The sequence below is a fragment of the Streptomyces dangxiongensis genome (assembly GCF_003675325.1).
Taxonomy (GTDB): domain Bacteria; phylum Actinomycetota; class Actinomycetes; order Streptomycetales; family Streptomycetaceae; genus Streptomyces; species Streptomyces dangxiongensis.
This window is the reverse complement of record NZ_CP033073.1, coordinates 7452363-7473314: the sequence shown is the minus strand read 5'-3', so window position 1 is coordinate 7473314 and position 20952 is coordinate 7452363. Positions and strand designations below refer to the sequence as shown.

General features: G+C 73.3%; 13 protein-coding genes, 1 tRNA gene and 1 pseudogene. 3 read left to right on the top strand and 12 right to left on the bottom strand.

Features of this window, described 5'->3' with window-relative positions:
• Positions 1-7: 7 nt before the first annotated feature.
• Both D9753_RS33640 and selD read right to left on the bottom strand, forming a co-directional pair.
• Positions 8-4273 carry a HAMP domain-containing protein gene (locus tag D9753_RS33640; RefSeq protein ID WP_205614328.1) on the bottom strand — a complete coding sequence of 1422 codons (4266 nt, stop codon included), beginning with the start codon at positions 4271-4273 and terminating at the stop codon, positions 8-10.
• Between the two features lie 511 nt (positions 4274-4784).
• Positions 4785-5798, bottom strand: a complete 1014-nt coding sequence (gene selD, locus D9753_RS33635) for a selenide, water dikinase SelD (RefSeq protein WP_121790435.1) — start codon at positions 5796-5798, stop codon at positions 4785-4787.
• A 37-nt stretch (positions 5799-5835) separates the two neighbouring features.
• Here selD and D9753_RS36800 point away from each other — a divergent pair.
• Positions 5836-5928: transfer RNA gene (locus D9753_RS36800), tRNA-Sec, on the top strand.
• Between the two features lie 35 nt (positions 5929-5963).
• Here the strand turns inward: D9753_RS36800 and D9753_RS33630 are convergent.
• The 5 genes and pseudogenes from D9753_RS33630 to D9753_RS33610 form a co-directional block, all read right to left on the bottom strand.
• A pseudogene (locus D9753_RS33630) lies at positions 5964-7700 on the bottom strand (SelB domain-containing protein); the annotation flags it as partial.
• The gene (gene selA, locus D9753_RS33625; RefSeq protein ID WP_121790433.1) at positions 7700-9001 is read right to left on the bottom strand and encodes an L-seryl-tRNA(Sec) selenium transferase; all 1302 of its coding nucleotides are present in this window, start codon (positions 8999-9001) and stop codon (positions 7700-7702) included. The gene selA and the pseudogene D9753_RS33630, both read right to left, overlap by 1 nt.
• Before the next feature lie 624 nt (positions 9002-9625).
• Positions 9626-10645 (bottom strand): MASE1 domain-containing protein, encoded by a 1020-nt coding sequence (locus D9753_RS33620; protein WP_394346784.1) that lies wholly within the window; start codon positions 10643-10645, stop codon positions 9626-9628.
• A gap of 174 nt (positions 10646-10819) precedes the next feature.
• The gene (locus D9753_RS33615) at positions 10820-11683 is read right to left on the bottom strand and encodes a PP2C family protein-serine/threonine phosphatase (protein ID WP_121790431.1); all 864 of its coding nucleotides are present in this window, start codon (positions 11681-11683) and stop codon (positions 10820-10822) included.
• Positions 11684-11815: 132 nt separating this feature from the next.
• Positions 11816-12136, bottom strand: coding sequence for a hypothetical protein (locus D9753_RS33610; protein ID WP_121790430.1), 321 nt, complete (start codon positions 12134-12136; stop codon positions 11816-11818).
• Positions 12137-12312: 176 nt separating this feature from the next.
• Here D9753_RS33610 and D9753_RS33605 point away from each other — a divergent pair, with 176 nt between their 5' ends.
• The gene (locus D9753_RS33605; RefSeq protein WP_121790429.1) at positions 12313-12627 is read left to right on the top strand and encodes a hypothetical protein; all 315 of its coding nucleotides are present in this window, start codon (positions 12313-12315) and stop codon (positions 12625-12627) included.
• 75 nt (positions 12628-12702) lie between these two features.
• Here the strand turns inward: D9753_RS33605 and D9753_RS33600 are convergent, their stop codons facing one another.
• Positions 12703-13395, bottom strand: a complete 693-nt coding sequence (locus D9753_RS33600) for an alpha/beta fold hydrolase (protein WP_121790428.1) — start codon at positions 13393-13395, stop codon at positions 12703-12705.
• A 221-nt stretch (positions 13396-13616) separates the two neighbouring features.
• Here D9753_RS33600 and D9753_RS33595 point away from each other — a divergent pair, with 221 nt between their 5' ends.
• Positions 13617-15068, top strand: coding sequence for a glyceraldehyde-3-phosphate dehydrogenase (locus D9753_RS33595; RefSeq protein ID WP_121790427.1), 1452 nt, complete (start codon positions 13617-13619; stop codon positions 15066-15068).
• A gap of 78 nt (positions 15069-15146) precedes the next feature.
• On the opposite strand, the gene D9753_RS33590 is transcribed toward D9753_RS33595, so the two are convergent.
• The 4 genes from D9753_RS33590 to D9753_RS33575 all read right to left on the bottom strand — a co-directional run bounded on the left by D9753_RS33590 (position 15147) and on the right by D9753_RS33575 (position 20937).
• A complete protein-coding gene (locus tag D9753_RS33590) occupies positions 15147-17105 on the bottom strand; it encodes a collagenase (protein ID WP_121790426.1) in 1959 nt (652 codons plus the stop codon).
• A 200-nt stretch (positions 17106-17305) separates the two neighbouring features.
• Complete coding sequence (locus D9753_RS33585; RefSeq protein ID WP_121790425.1) at positions 17306-18673, bottom strand: alkaline phosphatase PhoX; 1368 nt, start codon at positions 18671-18673, stop codon at positions 17306-17308.
• A 308-nt stretch (positions 18674-18981) separates the two neighbouring features.
• A complete protein-coding gene (locus D9753_RS33580; RefSeq protein WP_121790424.1) occupies positions 18982-19932 on the bottom strand; it encodes a LysR family transcriptional regulator in 951 nt (316 codons plus the stop codon).
• A 339-nt stretch (positions 19933-20271) separates the two neighbouring features.
• Entirely contained in the window at positions 20272-20937 is a 666-nt protein-coding gene (locus D9753_RS33575) for a class F sortase (protein WP_121790423.1), read from the bottom strand.
• Positions 20938-20952 lie beyond the last annotated feature (15 nt).

The following is a 20952-nucleotide window of genomic DNA, read 5'->3' as shown; positions in this document are numbered from 1 at the left end:
GCGGTCCTCATGCGGGGAGCCAGCGTCGGACACAGGCGATGAGGTCATGAGTGTCCACCGGTTTCGTGACGTAGTCGCTGGCGCCGGAAGCCAGACTCTTCTCCCGGTCGCCCTGCATGGCCTTGGCGGTCACCGCGATGACCGGCAGATCAGCGTACTGCGGCATCTTGCGGATCTCCGCCGTGGCGGTGTACCCGTCCATCTCGGGCATCATCACATCCATCAGGACCAGCTCGACGTCCGGGTTGTTCACCAGGGTGTCGATGCCCTTGCGGCCGTTCTCCGCGTGCAGCACGCGGAAACCGTGCAGTTCCAGGATGCCGCTGAGCGCGAACAGGTTGCGCGCGTCGTCGTCCACGACGAGGACCGTACGGCCGCGGGTGTGGTCGTCGACCAGGTGCGGCGCCGTGTGCTGGGGCTCGTCCCCGCGGACGAGGGTGAGGACCTCGCCGGGCTCCTCGGCCGACAGGTGCAGCGCGATCCGCTCGCGCAGCTCGTCCAGGCTGAACAGGTACTCCAGCGAGCTGCCCGCGGGCTCCGCGGTGACGGGCTCGGTGCGGTGCGAGACGTGCACCAGCACCGGGACGCTCGTCAGGGCCGAGTCGCCGCGCAGCGCCTCCAGGAAGCGGGCCGACTCCCCGTCGGGCGTGCCGAGTTCCACGACGACACAGTGGCAGGGCTCGTCCGCGAGGGCTCCGGCCGCCTCCTGGGCGCCGACCGCGGTGATGATGTCGACGGGCGTGCCGCCGCCGTCGGCGCGGCTGTGCTCGAGGTCCCCGATCACGCTCTCGGCGACGAGCGTGAGCAGCCCGCGGGGACGTTCCTCCACGACGAGCAGGCGGCGCGGGCGCTCCCGCTTGGCGATGGCCGGCGGCAGCCCGAGGGGGGTGTCCTGCTCGGGCGCGTGGTCCGGCCGCTCCAGTTCGGCGGTGTGCGGGACGGGGCGGCCGCCGCGCAGGTGTTCCTCGAAGTCCGGCCGGGCGACGGGCAGGAAGAGGGCGAAGGTGCTGCCCTTGCCGGGCGTGCTGTCCACGGTGACGGCGCCGCCGAGCAGGTGGGCGATCTCCCGGGTGATGGACAGGCCGAGCCCGGTGCCGCCGTACTTGCGGCTGGTGGTGCCGTCGGCCTGCTGGAAGGCGCCGAAGATGGTCTCTAGCTGCTGCTCGGGGATGCCGATGCCGGTGTCCTTCACCCGGAAGGCGACGATCGCTCCGCCGCGCACCACGCCCGGGGGCACCTCGCTGTCCGCGGCGGGTTCGACGCGCAGTTCGACGCCGCCCTGTTCGGTGAACTTCACCGCGTTGGACAGCAGGTTGCGCAGGATCTGCCGGAGCCGGGAGTCGTCGGTGAGCAGGTCGGCGGGGGCGCCGGGCGCCGTGGTGATGGTGAAGTCCAGGCTCTTCTGGGACGTCATCGGCTGGAAGGTGGCCTCGACGTACTCGATGAGCTGGCGCAGCGAGACGCGCTCGGGCGTCACGTCCATCTTTCCGGCCTCGACCTTGGACAGGTCCAGGATGTCGTTGATCAGCTGGAGCAGGTCCGAGCCGGCGGAGTGGATGATGCCCGCGTACTCGACCTGCTTGGGGGTGAGGTTGCGCGAGGGGTTCTGGGCGAGGAGCTGGGCGAGGATGAGCAGGCTGTTCAGCGGGGTGCGCAGCTCGTGGCTCATGTTCGCCAGGAACTCGGACTTGTACTTCGAGGCGAGCGACAACTGCTGGGCGCGCGCTTCGAGTTCCTGCCGGGCCTGCTCGATCTGGAGGTTCTTCGCCTCGATGTCCCGGTTCTGGTCGGCCAGCAGGGAGGCCTTCTCCTCCAGTTCGGCGTTGGACTGCTGGAGTTCCTCCTGGCGGGCCTGCAACTCGGCCGAACGGGACTGGAGTTCGCTGGTCAGGCGCTGCGACTCCTCAAGGAGTTCGTCGGTGCGGGCGTTGGCGACGATGGTGTTGACGTTCACGCCGATGGTGTCGACCAGCTGCTGGAGGAAGTCCCGCTGGACGGTGGTGAACCGGGTGACCGCGGCGAGTTCGATGACGCCGAGGACCTGCTCCTCGAAGACGATGGGGAGCAGCAGCAGCGCGGTGGGCTCCACCCGTCCGAGCCCGGAGGAGATGGTCACGTACCCGGGCGGGAGCTGGTCCACGGCGATGGTACGGCGGCTGCGCGCGGCCTGGCCGACCAGGGAGCGGCCGAACGGGATGCGGATGGGCCGGGAGTCCTCCTCGGGCCGTCCGTAGGCGCCGACGAGCCGCAGCTCGGGTCCGGACACGCCGTCCTCGGCGAGGTAGAAGGCGCCGTACTGGGCGGCCACCTGCGGCACCAGCTCGTCCATGATCAGCTCGGCTACGACCGGCAGGTCGCGGTGGCCCTGCATGAGGCCGGAGATCCGGGCCAGGTTGGTCTTGAGCCAGTCCTGTTCCTGGTTGGCCCGGGTGGTCTCGCGCAGGGACTCCACCATGGAGTTGATGTTGTCCTTGAGGTCGGCCACCTCGCCGGAGGCGTCGACGGTGATGGACCGGGTCAGGTCGCCCTCGGCGACCGCGCTGGCCACGTCGGCGATGGCGCGGACCTGCCGGGTGAGGTTGCCGGCGAGTTCGTTGACGTTCTCGGTGAGGCGCTTCCAGGTACCGGAGACGCCCTCGACCTCGGCCTGGCCACCGAGCCGGCCCTCGGTGCCGACCTCGCGGGCCACCCGGGTGACCTCGTCGGCGAACGCGGAGAGCTGGTCGACCATCGTGTTGATGGTGGTCTTCAGTTCGAGGATCTCGCCGCGGGCGTCGACGTCGATCTTCTTCGACAGGTCGCCCTTGGCCACGGCGGTGGTCACCAGCGCGATGTTGCGGACCTGGCCGGTGAGGTTGTTGGCCATGGAGTTGACGTTGTCGGTGAGGTCCTTCCAGGTGCCGGCCACGTTGGGCACGTGCGCCTGGCCGCCGAGCCGGCCCTCGGTGCCGACCTCGCGGGCCACCCGGGTGACCTCGTCGGCGAACGCCGACAGCGTGTCGACCATGGTGTTGATGACGTCGGCGAGCGCGGCGACCTCGCCCTTGGCCTCGACGGTGATCTTCTGCGACAGGTCACCCCGGGCCACGGCCGTGGCGACCTGGGCGATGGAGCGGACCTGGCCGGTCAGGTTGGAGGCCATCACGTTGACGTTGTCGGTGAGGTCCTTCCAGGTGCCGGCGACGCCGCGCACCTGCGCCTGGCCGCCGAGCCGCCCCTCGGTGCCGACCTCGCGGGCGACGCGGGTGACCTCGTCGGCGAACGCGGAGAGCTGGTCCACCATCGTGTTGATGGTGTTCTTCAGCTCCAGGATCTCGCCCCGCGCGTCCACGGTGATCTTCTGCGACAGGTCGCCCTGCGCCACCGCGGTGGCCACCTGGGCGACGTTGCGGACCTGCGCCGTCAGGTTCCCGCCCATGAAGTTCACCGAGTCCGTCAGGTCACGCCAGGTGCCCTTGACGCCCTTGACGTCGGCCTGGCCCCCCAGCCGGCCCTCGGTGCCCACTTCACGGGCCACCCGGGTGACCTCGTCCGCGAACGCGGAGAGCTGGTCCACCATCGTGTTGATGGTGCTCTTCAGCTCCAGGATCTCGCCCCGCGCGTCCACGGTGATCTTCTGCGACAGGTCGCCCTGCGCCACCGCGGTCGTCACCTGGGCGACGTTGCGGACCTGCGCCGTCAGGTTCCCGGCCATGAAGTTGACCGAGTCCGTGAGGTCCCGCCACACGCCGGCGACACCGGGAACCTGGGCCTGGCCGCCGAGGCGGCCCTCGGTGCCGACCTCACGGGCGACGCGCGTGACCTCGTCGGCGAAGGCCGAGAGCTGGTCGACCATCGTGTTGACGGTCTCCTTAAGCTGCAGGATCTCGCCGCGCGCGTCCACGTCGATCTTCTGCGACAGGTCGCCCTTGGCCACGGCGGTGGCGACCTGGGCGATGTCGCGGACCTGCGTGGTCAGGTTGCCGGCCATCGCGTTGACGGAGTCGGTCAGATCGGCCCACGTGCCGGAGACGCCCGGCACCTGCGCCTGTCCGCCGAGAGTGCCCTCGGTACCCACTTCGCGGGCCACCCGGGTGACCTCGGAGGTGAACACGGAGAGCTGGTCGACCATGCCGTTGAACACGGTGGCGATGTCGCCCATGAGTCCGGTGGAGTCGTCGGGCAGCCGTGTGCCGAAGTCTCCGTCCCGCACCGCGGTCAGTCCCGCGAGCAGTCGTCTCAGTTCGTGGTCACCCGGGACCGCTTCGGTCGTCCCGGTCGCCTTGCCGGCCATGCGCACCCTCGATCCGCTCCCCTAGAGCCCCCGCGCGCCGAGGACTCGGAACCGCGGCCGGGAGCGTGCTGCGACCCGACCGTTGGTGTGTGCATTTCCGCAGTTCACGGATTTGCATGATGAGAAAAATACGCCGCAGGCTAACCCACTTCCGCGGGCTGGGACAAAGCAATCGGCCAACCCTTCCCGCACGGGAAACCAACTCGCTCGTGGCAGGTGTGAAGGCGCCGCGACTGGGTATGCGGATCTGTTCCGCTCCAGCCGGCGGAGACGCGTCGGCACTCTCCCCCGGGTCGCCGGAGCTCCGCAGGCGGTCCTGCCTCGGCGGCACCTCGGCGTTCGCCGCGCCCCGCCGCCTGGCGAGCCGGTTCCCGAGGACCGCCGTCTCCGGCGACGCGGACCCGCCGCAGTGAGCAGTGTCACCCGTGACGTCACCTCAGCATCACGTCACCTCCGCACGATGCGGCCTCCGCACGATGTGACCTGAACGGGACGTGACCTGAAGCCGACGTCACCTGAGCACGATCGAACGGCTCCCGAGCGGTACCAGCTCCCCCACCACCGGCGCCCCGGGCACCTCCCCGGCGACGAGCAGCCCGCCGGAGGTCTGCGCGTCCGCGAGCAGCAGCCGGGTGTCCTCGTCGATGTCCCCGAAGTCGGTGTGCGGCGCGACCCACTCCAGGTTGCGCCGGGTACCGCCGCTGACGTACCCGTCCCGTACGGCCTCCCGGGCGCCGTCCAGGTACGGGACGGCCGCGGTGTCGACCACGGCGGTGACCCCGGAGGCCCGGGCCAGCTTGTGCAGATGGCCGAGGAGGCCGAAGCCGGTGACGTCGGTGGCGCAGACGGCCCCGGCGGCCAGGGCGGCCTCGGAGGCCTCCCGGTTGAGCGCCGTCATCGTGGCGACGGCCTGCTCGAACCGCTCGCCGGTGGCCTTGTGCCGGTTGTTCAGCACGCCGAGGCCGAGCGGCTTGGTCAGCGACAGCGGCACCCCCGGGCGGCCGGCGTCGTTGCGCAGCAGCCGCCCCGGGTCGGCGACGCCGGTGACGGCCATGCCGTACTTCGGCTCGGGGTCGTCCACACTGTGCCCGCCGCCGACGTGGCAGCCGGCCTCGGTGGCGATGTCGAGGCCGCCGCGCAGCACCTCACGGGCGAGGTCGAAGGGCAGCCGGTCGCGCGGCCAGGCCAGCAGGTTGACGGCGACGACGGGCCGGCCGCCCATCGCGTACACGTCGGACAGGGCGTTGGCTGCCGCGATGCGGCCCCAGTCGTAGGGGTCGTCCACGACCGGGGTGAAGAAGTCGGCCGTGCACACCAGGGCGGTTCCCCGGTGACCGACCACGGCCGCGTCGTCGCCGGTGGCCAGCCCGACGAGCAGCGGGGTGTCGCCGTCGGCCGCCGGTGCCCCGGTGAGTCCGGCGACGATGTCCTCCAGTTCGCCGGGCGGGATCTTGCAGGCGCAGCCGCCGCCGTGGGCGAACTGGGTGAGCCGTACGGGTGCCTGGTGCGTCGGTGTCGGTGTCATACCGGTGGTCTCCCGGAGCAGTAGCCTGACGAACGGTGGAGGCGTGTGGGTGCCTGGTGGCCCTCCCGGTCTTCAAAACCGAGGTGCCCGAGGATCTCGGGCAGGCGGGTTCGATTCCCGTCCGCCTCCGTTCCCCGCCGGGACCCGGCAGCGCCGGCGCTGGTCGTCGACGCGCTCGGTCCAGCCCGCGGCGTCCAGGAACTCCAGCAGCGGTACCGCCACCCGGCGGGTGGTGTCCAGTGCGCGGCGGGCCTCACTGAGCGTGAACGGCTGGGGCAGGGCGCCGAGGACGGCGACGGCCCCGGCGTCCGCGCCGGGCAGCAGCACGATCCCGTCGGCGATGCGCAGCAGCGCCCCGGCGGCCGCCGCGGCGGCCAGCGCCCGCCGGTCGAGCCCCAGCTCGGCCAGCCGCCCGGCCTCGGGGGCGCGGAACGGCGTACGGGCGAGATCCCGGCGTACGGCGTCCACGGCCGCGCGGACGGATCCAGGCAGGGCGGGCCCGGGACGGCCGGCGGGGTAGAGCCGGCCCAGGCGGGCCTGGACCCGGGGTTGCGCGGCGGTCAGCGCGTCGATGAGGGCACGGTCGGGAAGGCCGAGCAGCCGGCGGGCCGCCTCGGCGGGCAGGCCGGGCTCCAGCGGGTGTGCGCGGGCGTGCCGGCCGGTCTCCTCGGCCAGCCGGTCGGCGAGGGCCCGCCAGTGCGCCGGGTCGGCCAGCCAGTCCCCGGCGACGGGGTCGCCGGGGGCCGGGACGCCCATCGCCAACAGGTCGGCGCGCCGGACCAGCTTGCGGCGGCGCAGTTCGGCGGCGCCGTCGGGACGGCCGGTCATGCTGGCCAGCTCGGCCGCGCGGGCCCGGCCGGCGCCGCGCCGGGCCAGCCGGGGCGGCCGTACGTCGAGGACGGTGACCCCGCGGGGCAGCCGGGCGCCGCCCGGTTCCCGCAGCACGGCGCGGTCGCCGGCCCGCAGGGGCAGCCCCCGGCGGAGGGTGAGCCGGGCCGTGTCCGGGCCGAGCGGGCGGACGGTCACCGGCACGGCCGCCGTTCCGATGTGCAGGGTGACACCCCGGGGCAGGTCGGCCACCGGCTCGCCGGTGACGCGGACGTCGATCGCCTCGGCGCACAGCCAGCGGTCCGGGGTGAGCAGGACCTGACCGCGGCGCAGGCTGTCGTCGCCCGGACCGTGCACGTTCACGGCGACGCGGGCCACCGCGCCGACGGCCGTCCGCTCCTCGTGCAGGCTCTGGAGTCCGCGGACCCGCAGCAGGGCCGACCCGTCCCCGGTGACCAGCCGGTCGCCGACGCGCAGGGTGCCGGCCCCCAGCGTGCCGGTCACCACGGTGCCGTGGCCGCGGACGGTGAACGCCCGGTCGAGCCACAGCCGGACGTCGGCGCCGGTGTCGGGTACGGGCAGCCGGCCGGCCATACCGGCCAGTTCGGCCCGCAGGTCGTCCAGCCCCGCCCCGGTGACCGCGCTGACGGCGACCGCCGGGGCCGTGCCGAGGGAGGTCGCGGCCAGGCGTTCGACCGCGTCGGCGCGCACCGGTTCCGGGTGGGCGAGGTCACTGCGGGTCACCGCGAGTACGGCGTGCCGGACGCCGAGCGCATCCAGCACGGCCAGGTGTTCGGCCGACTGCGGCTGCCAGCCCTGGTCGGCGGCGACCACGAACAGCACGGCGGGCACGGGGCCGGCGCCGGCCAGCATCGTCGGTACGAAGCGCTCGTGCCCGGGTACGTCGACGAAGGCGAGGGGCTCCCCGTCGACTTCGGTCCACACGAAGCCCAGGTCCAGGGTGAGGCCGCGGCGGCGTTCCTCCTCGTACCGGTCGGGCTCCATCCCGGTGAGCGCCCGGACCAGCGCGGACTTGCCGTGGTCGACGTGGCCGGCGGTGGCGAGCACCCGCATCACGTCCGTCCTTCCACGGCGGCCCGGGCCTCCCGTACGGCCTGTGCCAGCCGCTCGTCGTCCTCCGGCGGCACCGCCCGCAGATCCAGCAGGCAGCGTCCCGCCTCCAGGCGCCCGACGACCGGGACACGGCCGTTGCGCAGCACGGGGGCGTACGGCTCGGGCAGGGACAGTGCCGCGCTGGGCAGGGTGACGCCGGGGCCGCCTCCGCCGCCGACCGTGGCGGCGCTGTCGACGGGTTCCGCGTCGACCCCGGCGGCGGACAGGTCCGCGGCGAGGCGGGCGGCGCGGGCCGCGAGGAGGTCCGGGTCGGCGGTGAGGGCGAGGGCGGTCGGGGTGGGCGGGCCGGTGAGCGTGGCCTCCAGGGCGGCGAGGGTCAGTTTGTCGACACGGAGCGCGCGGGCCAGCGGATGCCGGGCCAGGGCGGCGACGAGGTCCTCCCGGCCCAGCAGGAGCCCGCACTGCGGGCCGCCGAGCAGTTTGTCGCCGCTGGCGGTGACGAGGGCGGCGCCCGCGCGCAACTGGGTGTCGGCGTCGGGTTCCGCGGGCAGCGCCGGGTGCGGGGCGAGCAGGCCGGAGCCGATGTCGACGACGACCGGGACACCGAGGCCCGCGAGGTCGACGACCTCGGCGGACCGGGTGAACCCGGTGATACGGAAGTTGGACGGGTGCACCTTGAGCACGAAGCCCGTGTCGGGGCCGACGGCGGCGGCGTAGTCGGCGGGGGCCGTGCGGTTGGTCGTACCCACCTCACGGAGCCGGGCCCCGGTCGAGACCAGCAGGTCGGGCAGGCGGAACCCGTCGCCGATCTCCACCATCTCGCCCCGGCTGACGATGATCTCCCTGCCGGCCGCGAGGGCGGTGGCGGCCAGCACGAGAGCGGCGGCGCCGTTGTTGACGACGTGCGCGGCGCCGGCGGCCGGCACGCCCTCCCGCAGCGCGGCGAGCGCCGAGCGCCCCCGGCGGGCCCGCACCCCCGTGGTCAGGTCGAGTTCGACGTCCGTGGGTCCGGCGGCCTCCGCGACCGCCTGCCGGGCAGCGGCGGAGAGCGGGGCGCGCCCCAGGTTGGTGTGGAGCAGCACCCCGGTGGCGTTGATCACCGGCCGCAGGCCGCCCGCGCTCCCCGGCAGCAGGGCCAGGGCCGTCTCCGGCACCAGCTCCACCGGCACGCTCCCCTCCCGGGCCCGCTGCTGTGCCTCCCGGACAGCGGTCTTCACCAGCCCGGCGCCGAGCCGCTCCACGGCCGCCGCCAGCCGGGGCTCCCGCAGGAGGGCGTCGGTACGGGGAACACGACGCCGCACGTCTGCGGGGTCCGCGCGGGTGGCCCGGGGCGCGGACGCACTGTGTGTGGCATCGGCGCGGCCGTGGGCGCGCGGGGGCGCGGGCCGGCCGGCGGGCGGCGGGCTCGGCGGAGTCCCCTCGTCGGCGTACGGCGGGGAGGGGCGGCCGGTGGGCGTGGGGGGCTCGGCCGTGTGCGGGGGTGGGGTGCCGGGGGCGGGGCGGGGTCCTCGGGCCGGCCTCGTCCGGCCCGTCCGTCACCGGCCGTCGCTCCATGCCGCCGCTGTCCCTCCGGTCCAGCCCCTGTGTCCGTGCGGGCTCTGCCCATCGTCTCTCAGTGCCCATGGGCGGCCGCTCGACACGCCGGGGAACGGCGTCGGCGATGGCCACCGCGCAGGTAGCCGGCGCCTTGTGAAGGACGACGACCGTGACCTACGGGACGAGCGTGCGGTGGCGGCCGAGCGGGCCGCGCGGCCGGCAGCTCGAAGCGGACCGCGAACGCGCTTCCGCCAGCCCTCCGGCCATCCGTGTCCGGTGCGCCGGGCCGAGGTCGGGGGCCGGCGCCGCATGGCGAGGCGTCGGTGCCGGGGCGGTGCCGAGTCCGCCGGGCCGTACCGGGACGCACCACCCCTCGGTCAGCCCCGTGCTCACGGCGCCTCGGGCTGCCGTCCCCGGTCGCCGTCGGTACCGCTGTGCGGCCTCGGTGGCGGGGCCTCGCCCGCGGTGAGGTGTTCGAGTACCTCGACCAGTTCCTGGCAGGCCCGCTCGACCGAACGCCGGGTGTTGTGCTGCTCGATGATCACCGCTGACAGCAGCAGCGCGGTGAGGGCCATGGCACCGTTGAACGCCTGGAGTTTGACCATGATCTCCACCCGGTTCAGCCCCGCGAAGGCCCCCACCTCGTCGGTCGCGGCGACGGTGGCCACCACGGAGGTCAGCAGCGCGCACGGGACGCTGCCCATTAGCTGGAACCGCAGGGCCGCCCAGATGATGAGCGGGTAGACGAGGAAGAGCAGACTGATCGAGCTGTAGGCCGACAGCGGTACGACGGCGCAGGCGGCGAGGACCAGCGCGGCCGCCTCCTTCCACCTGCCCAGCGGCAGCGGCCGGCGCACGCCGTGCACCAACAGCAGCAGGAGCGGGGTGACGATCAGGACGCCCATCGCGTCGCCCACCCACCACGCGAGCCAGACGATCCAGAAGCTGTGGCCGGCCAGGCTGCCCGACAGCACGAGGAGGCCGACGCCGATGGTCGCGCTGATCAGCATGGCGGTCAGCGCGCCGAGGAACACGAGCGCCAGTCCGTCGCGCAACCGGCTGAGGTCGGTGCGGAAGCGGGCCCGGCGCAGCAGGAGCGCCGCGCATACGGGCGCGGCGGTGTTGCCGACGAGGACGCCGAGCACCTCGGGGCCGGGCGTGGTGAGGGACAGGACCGCGAAGAAGGCGCCGAGTGTGACGCCGGGCCAGCAGCCCAGTCCGAGGACCAGCAGGGCCGTGACGGCGACGCCGGTCGGCGGCCAGATGGGGGTGACGACGGCTCCCCCGACCGTCAGCTCGCGCAGCAGGCCGAGCTGGGCCGCCGCGTAGTAGCAGGCGGCGACAGCCAGTATCTGGACGGCTCGGACGCCCGCCCGGCGCGGCTCCTCGGTACCCACCACACCAGCCATCTCACACCGGCGGCCCCGGCTCGGCGAGGCGGCAGGGGGTCCGGTCCGGCCCTATGGCTGAAACATGGCCCGGCCGACCCCGCCGTGCCCCGCCCGGGCCGCAGGGGCGCTCGCGCACCGCCCGCATCCCCGCACCTCGCGCACCACAAGCCACGGCATGACCGGCCTGGGCCGTCACCCCGTCACGGCAGGCTCGGCCCGCCCCCGTCGCGGGGCGGTGCTCGGGCCGTCCAGACCGACGACGAGGACGGCGGCGTCGTCCTCGTGGCCGACGCTCTCGGCGCCCTTGATCACGGCCGCGGCGAGCGCGCGGGCCTCCAGGCCGGCGACGGCGGCGATGCCCGCGAGCCGGACCACCTGGTCGAGGCCGTCCTCCATGTCCAGCGACGGCCCTTCCACGACACCGTCGGTGACCAGCACGAACACCCCGCCGGTGGTGAGCCGGTGCCGGGTCACCGGGTACGCGACGTCCCGCTCGATGCCGAGGGGCGGGCCGCCTTCGTCGTCGACGACGCCGGACTTGCCGTCGGCCGTGGCCCAGACGAAGGGGATGTGCCCCGCCCGGGCGCTCTCCAGCACTCCGGTGGCCGGGTCGAGCCGCATGAACGTACAGGTGGCGAACAGGTCGCCGCCCAGGGAGAGCAGCAGGTCGTTGGTGCAGGCCAGGAGCTCGCCCGGCTCGCCGGTGACGGAGGCGAGTGCCCGCAGTCCGGCCCTGACCTGGCCCATGAAGGCGGCGGCCTCGATGTTGTGTCCCTGCACGTCACCGATCGACAGGCCGATCCGGCCGTCGGGCAGGCAGAAGGCGTCGTACCAGTCGCCGCCCACGTTGAGACCGATGTTGGCCGGCGCGTACCGCACCGCCAGGTGGAGACCGGGTGCGGCGGGCAGGTCCCGGGGCAGCATGCCGCGCTGGAGGGCGATGGCCAGCTCGACCTGGGTGCGCTGGAACTCCGCGCGCCGACGCGCCTGGGCGGTGAGCGAACCGAGTCTGGCCAGCAGCTCGTCGCCTTCGTCCGTGGAGCGTTTGCGGGACATCGATCACTTCCGCTGGGGCGGTGGTGCGCGGACGGCCGACCGCCTGAATGTTCGACGAACCCTAGATTTTACCCGTATGGGGTGATCGTGCCCCAGCGGCGGCCCTCGACCCCGGCCCGGTCGCGGTCCGGGTCAGCGGACCTCGGAGTCGATTCCGGTGATGACCGCCGGCCCGAGCGGGGCTTTCCCCTCGTCCAGGCCCGCGTCCCGCAGTGCGGAGTCCGCGAGCCGGCGCGCCTCCTCCTCGGCATGCGGGCCGGTGTCCGCCTCGACGGTCAGGCGGAGGGTGAAGGTGTTGTCCTCGTTGAGGCTGAGCACGTCGAGGTCCTCGGCATTGCCCATCCGCGTGCCGTGCGGGTCGGCGGGCCGCAGCGCCCGGGCCAGCCGGGTACGGGCATCGGCCCCGATCCCGCTGGTGAAGGTACCGGGCACGCTGATCACGTAGGTCGTCATGAGACGGTCCTTTCCTTCCTCGGGCGTCTCGCCTACCCCGATTCACGGCCTTCGCACGGCAGATCACCCGGACGGTGGACATTCCCGTGTCGACTGCCGGGCCGGGCGGGGACGGAGTGGGAGATTACGGGTGCGGCTCCGGTCCGCTCCCCATCCCCTCGTCGAAGGACACCGCCATGCGCCTGTGTCGTCCGCTCGTCGCCGTGCTCGGCGGCCTCGCCCTCGCCCTCACCACCACCGCTCCGGCGCTCGCCGCCGACGGCACGTTCACCTGGATCGGTCCGCACGGCAAGGCGTACGCCATCACCGACCCGCCGAGCCACCGGTGCTTCGACATGGCCCAGGAAGCGCGCGGCGCGCACAACGGGACCAGGAAGCCGCTCGTCGTCCACACGCGGAAGAAGTGCAAGGGGACGGCGCTGCGGCTCGCCCCCGGCCGGTCGGCGCCCGCCGGCGCGCGCTTCGCCAGCGTCGTCTTCGACCCGCGCTGACCCCGCCGCCCCGACGCACCGACGTCCGGAACCCGGCCGCCGTCCCGAGGGCGCCGCGGCGGTTCAGGGGGCTGCTCAGATCCAGCCGTCGAGCGCCCCCATGAAACCCTCGAAATCGTCCCGGTACAGGGTGTGCCCGGCCCCTTCCACGGTGCGGACCTCGAAGCCCCGCCGCTTCAACTCCGCGTCCAGGCCGGCGCGGTGGAGTTCACCGGCGCCGGCCAGCACCACCAGGGAGGGCACCACCGGGCGGGCCGGTGTCCGGCCGACCGCGTAGATGCCGGGCAGGACGGCGGCCGTCGCCGGGTCCCAGGCGGCCAGCGTGGCCAGCTCGACGTCCACGTCCGCCTCGTCCCAGCGCGGATTGAAGTTCCTGATCATGGAACGGCTGGCGGTCCTGAACGCCGCGAAGTAGGCGGAGGCCGCGACCAGTTTCTCGCGCACCTCCCAGGCGGGGTCGCAGTAGACGGCCCGGGCGGGCGCCAGCCGTTCGACCGCGCCGGCCAGCACCATGGCCCCGAGAGAGTGGCCGATCGCCAGCTCCGCCCCCGCGGGCAGGGTCTCCACGAGGTCGTCCGCCCAGTACTCGGGGCTGTACTCGCCCCGGCCGCTCGCGCCGTGCCCGCGCAGGTCCACGGCGATGACGCGGTATCCCTTGTCCGCCAGGGCTGGTGCGACCCGGTGCCAGGTGCGGTGGTCGGACATGATCCCGTGCACCAGCACGGCGATCCGGTCGCCGGTCCCCCACTCGTGCGTGTGCAGCCTCATCGGCGGCCTCTCCCCCATCGGACCTCGTCGGACTCCCTCGGACCTCGTCGGGCTCCGTCGGACTCGCGCGAGCGACCCGCACCGGGCTGCCGCGGACCCCGTCCGTGCCGTCGGACCCGGTCGGATCATGTCATCGCGGGGCGGGCCGCATCCACCCCCGCAGAGACCCCGAAAAGGGTGTGGTTATCATATGAGCGCTGCCTAGCTCGAAAGATGGATCTGTGACTGTCAACGACGACTCGTTCACCAACTGGAAGATCCGCGAGGAGATCGCGGAGTCGATGATCCCGCTCATCGGGAAGCTGCACCGCGAGCGGGACGTGACCGTCCTGCTGCACAGCCGCTCCCTGGTGAACAAGTCGGTGGTCAGCATCCTCAAGACGCACCGCTTCGCCCGCCAGATCGCCGGTGCGGAGCTGTCGGTCACCGAGACGATGCCGTTCCTGGAGGCGCTGACCGCCCTCGACCTCGGGCCGTCCCAGATCGACCTCGGCATGCTGGCCACCCTGTACCAGGCCGACGAGCGCGGCCTGAGCGTGGCGGAGTTCACCGCGGAGGCCGTCGCCGGTGCCACCGGCGACGACCGGGTCGAGCGGCGCGAGCCGCGCGACGTCGTCCTGTACGGCTTCGGCCGCATCGGCCGGCTCGTCGCCCGCCTGCTCATCGAGAAGTCGGGTTCCGGCAACGGCCTGCGACTGCGCGCCATCGTCGTGCGCGGCGGCGGCCGGGCCGCCGGGGACCTCGTCAAGCGCGCCTCGCTGCTGCGCCGCGACTCCATCCACGGCCAGTTCCAGGGCACGATCACGTTGGACGAGGACAACAGCACGATCGTCGCCAACGGCAACGAGATCAAGGTGATCTACGCCGACGACCCGTCGCACGTGGACTACACCGAGTACGGCATCCGCAACGCCATCCTCATCGACAACACCGGCAAGTGGCGTGACCGCGAGGGCCTGTCCCAGCACCTGCGCCCCGGCATCGAGAAGGTCGTGCTGACCGCGCCGGGCAAGGGCGACGTCCCGAACATCGTGCACGGCGTCAACCACGACACCATCAAGCCCGACGAGCAGATCCTGTCCTGCGCCTCCTGCACCACCAACGCGATCGTGCCGCCACTGAAGGCGATGGACGACGAGTACGGCGTGCTGCGCGGACACGTGGAGACCGTCCACTCGTTCACCAACGACCAGAACCTGCTGGACAATTACCACAAGTCCGAGCGCCGTGGCCGCTCCGCGCCGCTCAACATGGTGATCACCGAGACGGGTGCCGCCTCCGCCGTCGCCAAGGCGCTGCCCGATCTGAAGGCGAAGATCAGCGGCAGCTCGATCCGCGTTCCGGTGCCGGACGTCTCCATCGCGATCCTCAACCTCCGGCTGGCCCGCGAGGCCAGCCGCGAGGAGGTCCACGAATACCTGCGCGAGGTGTCGCTGACCTCACCGCTGAAGCGTCAGATCGACTTCATCACGGCACCCGACGCGGTCTCCAGCGACTTCATCGGCTCGCGCCACGCCTCGATCGTGGACGCCGGCGCCCTCAAGGTCGACGGCGACAACGCGATCCTCTACCTCTGGTACGACAACGAGTTCGGCTATTCCTGCCAGGTCGTCCGCGTCGTCCAGCACGTGTCGGGCGTGGAGTACCCGACGTACCCGGCCACGGCGGTCTGATCCCCCGGGCCCCGCGTACGCCTGAGGCCGCCGGCCGGGATCCCCGGCCGACGGCCTTCCTCTACCGGGCGCGTGCGCTCAGGCCGCGGCCGGCCTGGCGCAGGTGCCCGCGGCGCACGCGGTGAGCCACTGGTCGAAGTCGGCGTCGTAGCGGGTGCCGATGCCGTCGTGGTAGACGGCGTATCCGCCGGTGTAGTCACCCGCGCGGAAGCGGGCGAGCATGCGCTGGACGTCGTCGGGGTGCCTCTCGAGCATGTAGCGCACCGCGAGGTAGCCCCATGGGTAGGTGCGGGTGACGTCGCTGTTGTCGTAGGTGCTGCCGAACAGGGTGCTCAGCCGGTACGTGTGCCTGCCGGCCTCCTGGGCCGCCTGGTCGTAGGCCAGGCCCCGGTAACCGTAGGAGACGTACTCGGCGAGGCCCTCGATCCACCACACGTCCGGCACCGATATCTGCCGGCCGAAGTCGCCCGCCATGTCGTCGCGGGCGTCCAGGAAGTGCGTGTACTCGTGGTTGAGGTTCCAGATCCGGGCCGTGAAGCCGTCGTCCCGGTCCTTCTGGTACATGATCGACATCGCTTGGTTCGCCGGATCCGACGGATCGCCGCCCAGCGTCATGCCGCCGTTGTCGGTGCTGATGCCGTACATGGGACCGGCGTACGTCTGGTAGTCGGCGCGGCTGGCGAAGACGACGAGCCGGACCGTGGAGGCGTACTGGCCGGGTATCGCGCCGTCGGCCCGCACGATGCCGCGGAAGTAGGCGTCCTGGTGCAGCACTCCGGCGCAGACCGCGTCGAGGTCGGCCTCGGTGAGCGCCTGGGCGTGGACGGTGACGTTCGCGTCGCAGCGGCGGGTGACGGGCAGGACGGCCCGGGCGAGCTTGTCCGGCAGGCCGCACACGTCGTAGTAGCCGCAGTCGGCGTTGTCGTAGGCGTCGGCCTGCGCGGCCACCGCCACCCACAGCCCGGCCGTCGGGCCGGTGATAGCGGTCCGGTCCAGCAGGTCCTTCACCAACGGCCGTACGGTGGGGCGTAGTTCGGGGTGTTCGGTGTAACGGGCCAGGTTCATGCCGGCGTTGGAGTCCAGGAAGGCCAGGCCGGTGCCGAGCCGGTCGGTGTGGGCCAGGGCGAAGTCGTACAGGGTGTCGGTGATCCGCGGGTCGGCCTCGACCGCCCGTACGTACTCCGGGTTCCAGTTGCCGCGCCACAGTGGCGTGTAGACGTCGTTGACGGCCCTGATCATGCTGTCGACCGGGTCGTACGTGCTGTCGTAGGCGGTCAGCAGCCGCCGGTAGACGGAGAGATAGCGGCCCTGCTGGTCGGCGCTGTCGGTGAGGATGACGGTCTCGCCGAGGATGTCACCGTTGGCCGCGGAGACGTCACGGGAGTGGGAGCGGGCGAAGAAGGCGTCCATGCCGGCGGTGACGGCCGTGGTCAGCCGCGGGGAGTAGGTGCCCACGTCTCCCGGGTGGTTGAACTGCGCGTAGTAGCCGGCGCGCAGGAAGAGGACCAACTGGAGCAGGCTGCCGGAGTTGTCGCCGCGGTACCGCCCGGCGGTGCGCGTGAACGCGTTCGCGACGGTCAGCATCTGGGACTGGCGGAAGACGTCGTACGCGGTCTTGCCCGCGACCGGGAAGAGGGTGTTGACGCAGTCCGCGGTCGCGGCCTTCACGTACGACACGAGCGCGGCGCCGGTACGGCTGCCGAAGTCGGCCGGGGTGCAGGAGGCCACCTGCGCCCTGCGCGCGGCCGGACGGGTGAACAGGGGCTGCTGGGGCCGGAGTCGGGCGGGACTGAGGCGCCGGGCCTGGACCGCGGGACGCTCGGTGGGGAGGGTGGTCGCGGCGGCGGGCGACGGCACGGGGAGGTGCGCGCGGGCAGCGGCGGCCGTGCCGGGGCGGGCCGGGGGTGCCGCGAGCGCCGGGGTGGACAGCAGGCCGGCCAGGGTCACACAGACGGCGGCCGCGGCGGCCGGCCGCACGGCCGGGCGGCCGGCTCTGCGTCCGGCCCTGCGTCCGGGCAGCGCGAATCGATAGCGCATCGGGATTCCTCCACGAAGGGATGCGCCTCGGTGGGGTGTCGAGGCGTGTGACGCACTGTCTCAGCGCACCTTCGCCCCAACAATGGTGTGTGACATAGCACATGACACTGACCGCTCATAACATCGCGGCGGACCTCCCCCCGGTCGGGCCGGGGCGGGCGGCGCGTGCCCGCCCCGGCGTGCTCACAACTGTCCGGTGCCTACCGGTGCCACGGGCCGGTCACCGCGAACGTGGTGCCGGGGGTGTAGCAGTTGACGAACATCGTCCTCCTGTCCGGGGCGAAGGTGACCCCGGCGAACTCGCCCCATTCGGGCGCCTGTTCCGTCCCGATGTTCTGCCGGCCCCGGGCCAGCGCGTAGACCTCGCCCGTGCGGTTCACACCGAGGACGTGCTGCGCCCCGTTGCCGTCCTCGCACACCATCAGGCCGCCGCCGGGAGCGAGGCAGATGTTGTCCGGGGACTCACCGGGGAGCTGCACGTCGGTGTCCGGGCCGAACACGACGACCAGGGTCAGCCGGCGGCTCGCCGGTTCGTAGCGCCAGATCTGGCCGTAGTGGTCGGCCGCCGAGCCGTCCGCGCTGCGGGCGAAGGAGGACACGAAGTACACGCGGCCGGCGCCCCAGTAGCAGCCCTCCAGCTTCTGCGCGTGCGTGATGCCCCCGGCGCCGTAGTCCTGGAACCGGGTGGGGGTGGTGGCGGCCAGCGGGTCGGGTACGTCCACCCACTCGATGCCGTCGAAGCGCGCGCCGGCCTCCTGGATCGTGGACAGGTCCCGGACACCGGGCACCCGCATCGCCTGGAGCCGGCCGCCCGCGCGCAGCGAACCGACGCCGCCCAGCGGCTTGTCCGGCAGGAAGCGGTAGAAGAGGCCGAACGGCTTCTCGAAGGCGTCCTCCGTCTCGTAGACGACGCCGTGGCGCGGGTCGACCGCGATCGCCTCGTGCTGGAAGCGGCCCATCGCGGGCAGGGGGACGGCGCCGGTGCGGTGCGGGTCGGTGGGGTGGACCTCGAAGACGAAGCCGTGGTCCTTGGTGTAGCCGTTGGTGCCCGCCCTGTCCTCGGTCTCCTCGCAGGTCAGCCAGGTGTCCCAAGGGGTGTGCCCGCCTGCGCAGTTGACGGCCGTGCCCGCGATGGCGACCCGTTCGGACAGTACGCGCCGGCCCCTGTCGAGCGTGAGGGCCGTACAGCCGCCCTTGCCCGCCGGGTCGTAGGTGAGGCCGCTGACGACCGGGACCGGGAACTCGGCGGTGACACGGTTCTCGTGGTTGCGGACGAGATGCGTGCGGCCCCCTCGGCCGGCGAAGGCGGCCATGCCGTCGTGGTGGGAGGGGACGGGCCCCTCCCCGGAGCGCAGCCGGTCGCCCTCACGGGAGAGCACCGTGTAGCGGAAACCTTTCGGCAGGTCGAGCAGGCCGTGCGGGTCGGGGACGAGGGGGCCGTAGCCGGTGCGGCCCAGGTCGTGCGCGGCGGCGGTGCCCGCGAAAAGCTCGGACAGGGCCCCGGTGAAGGCGATGCCCGCTCCCAGCGCGCTCGCTCCGGCCAGGACCTGACGGCGTGTTGCAGACATACGGCAGCAACCTTCCTGCTGGCGGACAGGAACTGTGACGACCCCGCCGTGTCTACCACCTGGTACGGGCCGCCGGAACCACGCGCGGAGCACGTGTCAGCCCCCGCGGCGTACGGTTCCGGCCGGCCCGCGCAACCTCCGTCGCCCGCGCCGCCCCGTCACCCCGCAGCGCCCATCGCGCGCTGCCCCCGTCGCCTGAGCAGCCCCGTCACCCGCCCAGCCTCCGTCGCCCGCGCGACCTCCGCCGCCTCCGTCGGTGGCCGTCCGCGCCCGGCGCCTCCCGTGGCGTACGCCCCGCACCTGCGCGCCTAGGCTCCGACACTCCAGGTGCGCGAGGCCCAGGTGCGCAGGTGCGGGGCCTGGGCGACGAGGTCGCGGTACGCCGCCAGGGCAGACCCCAGCAGGGTCTCCGCCACGGCGTCGCTGACGGCGTCCGGCCGCCACGCGAGGACGTAACGGCACCACAGGGGGGAGCCGGCCAGCGGTTTCACCAGGATGTGCGGGACGGGCCGCAGCGTCGGCTGGACGAGGGAGACCCCGAGCCCGTCGGCGATCATGCTCTGCAGTTGCGCCTGGTCGCCGAGGAACTCGTGGACGGTGAGCGGCGTGAAGCCGGCCGTCGTGCAGGCGTCGTAGAACACCCCGGGCCAGCCCGCGCCGTCGTCCGGGGTGACGAACCAGGCGTCCTCGGCCAGATCGGCGAGCTGTACCTGCGCGCACTGCCTGAGCCGGTGCCGGGCGGGCAGGGCGACGAACGTCGGTTCGGTGACGATGCCGCGGTGCCGTACGCCGGCCGAGTGCCGCAGTTCCATCCCGGGGTAGTCGGCGGCGATGGCGGCGTCCACCGCGCCCTCCTCCAGCAGCTCCACGATCCGCGAGGAGGCGTAGACACTGGTGACGGCGAGGGACAGTTCCGGCAGCCGGGTGCGGACGCGGGAGACCGTCCCGGACAGCATGGGCGAGTTGGTCGCGGCCACCCGCAGCGTCCGGTGCGCAGGGCCGGCGGCCGGGCGGTGTCCGATCGCGGCGGCCCGGGTGAGCACGTCCCGGGCCTGCTCGACGACCTCGGCGCCGTACCGTGTCGGCCGGACCCCGCTCGGGCCGCGCTCGAAGAGCGGCTCGCCCAGGTGGCGTTCGATGCGCCGTAGCTGGGTGCTCACCGCGGGCTGCGAGTAGCCCAGCTGTGCGGCGGCACGGCCCACGCTGCCCGCGTCCGCTATCGCGCACAGCACGCGCAGGTGCCGCAGCTCCAGCTCCATCGGTCCACTCCCCGTTCGTTCCCGCGCCGGTCGCACGCCCGGGCCCGCGCCCGTGCGCGCGGGCGGCGGACCGAAGCGTTCCATGGCGCCCTCCGCGACACAAGCCGCAGGTCCGCCACGGTGTGCGGGGTCACGCCGGCCTGAGCCTCCCACTGCGCGGGTGTGCGGGGCGCGGCATCCTCGAACGCCTGACCGCGCGGCCCCGCACCTCCGCGGCCCCGGTGGGCGCGTCCGTGCCATGGGGCCGGGTCCGGCCCGGCGGGCCGGGGCCCCACGGCGCGCGGGACACCGGCGCCGATGTCGGACGGCCCCCGGCGTCACACCCGCATCGCCGCCGGTTCAGACCAGGTGGGCGAAGACGACCAGGTTCTCGGTGTAGTCCCGCACCGAGCGGTCGTAGGCCCCGGAACAGGTGATGAGCCGGACCTCGGGGCGCGTGGCGTCCGCGTACACGCGTGAGCTGGGGAAGTCGTCCTTCGGGAAGGACTCGGCGTCGTCCACGACGAAGTCGGCCGTACGCCCGTCGGCCCGCTCCACGGAGAACCGGTCGCCGCGCGTCAGCTGGTCCAGGCCGGCGAAGACCGCCGCGGAGACCTTCGTGTCGACGTGCCCGGCGATGACCGCGGTGCCCTTCTCGCCGGGCGAGGCGCCCCTGGCGTACCAGCCGACGAGATTGGTGTCCGCGGCGGGCGGCGGTTCGAGCTGGCCCGAGGCGCCGATGGACAGGGTGGTGAACGGGGCGTCGACATCGATCTTCGGGATGCGCAGGCGGGTCGGCTCGGAACGCGGCAGCGCCTCGCCCACCCGGTGCGGGTCGGCCTGCGCGGCGGCCGTGACGCCGGAGGGGCGGGGCGGTGCCCCCGGCGTGACGTCCGGCCGCTGGTGACCGCCGAACATGCTGACGGCGAGGACGGCCACCGCCACACCCCACAGCGTCAGCCGCCCGCCGTGGCCGGAACCGAGCTCGTCCGGCGCGGGGGCCGGGGAGGACGTATCTGCTGCCATCGGACACCACCTCAC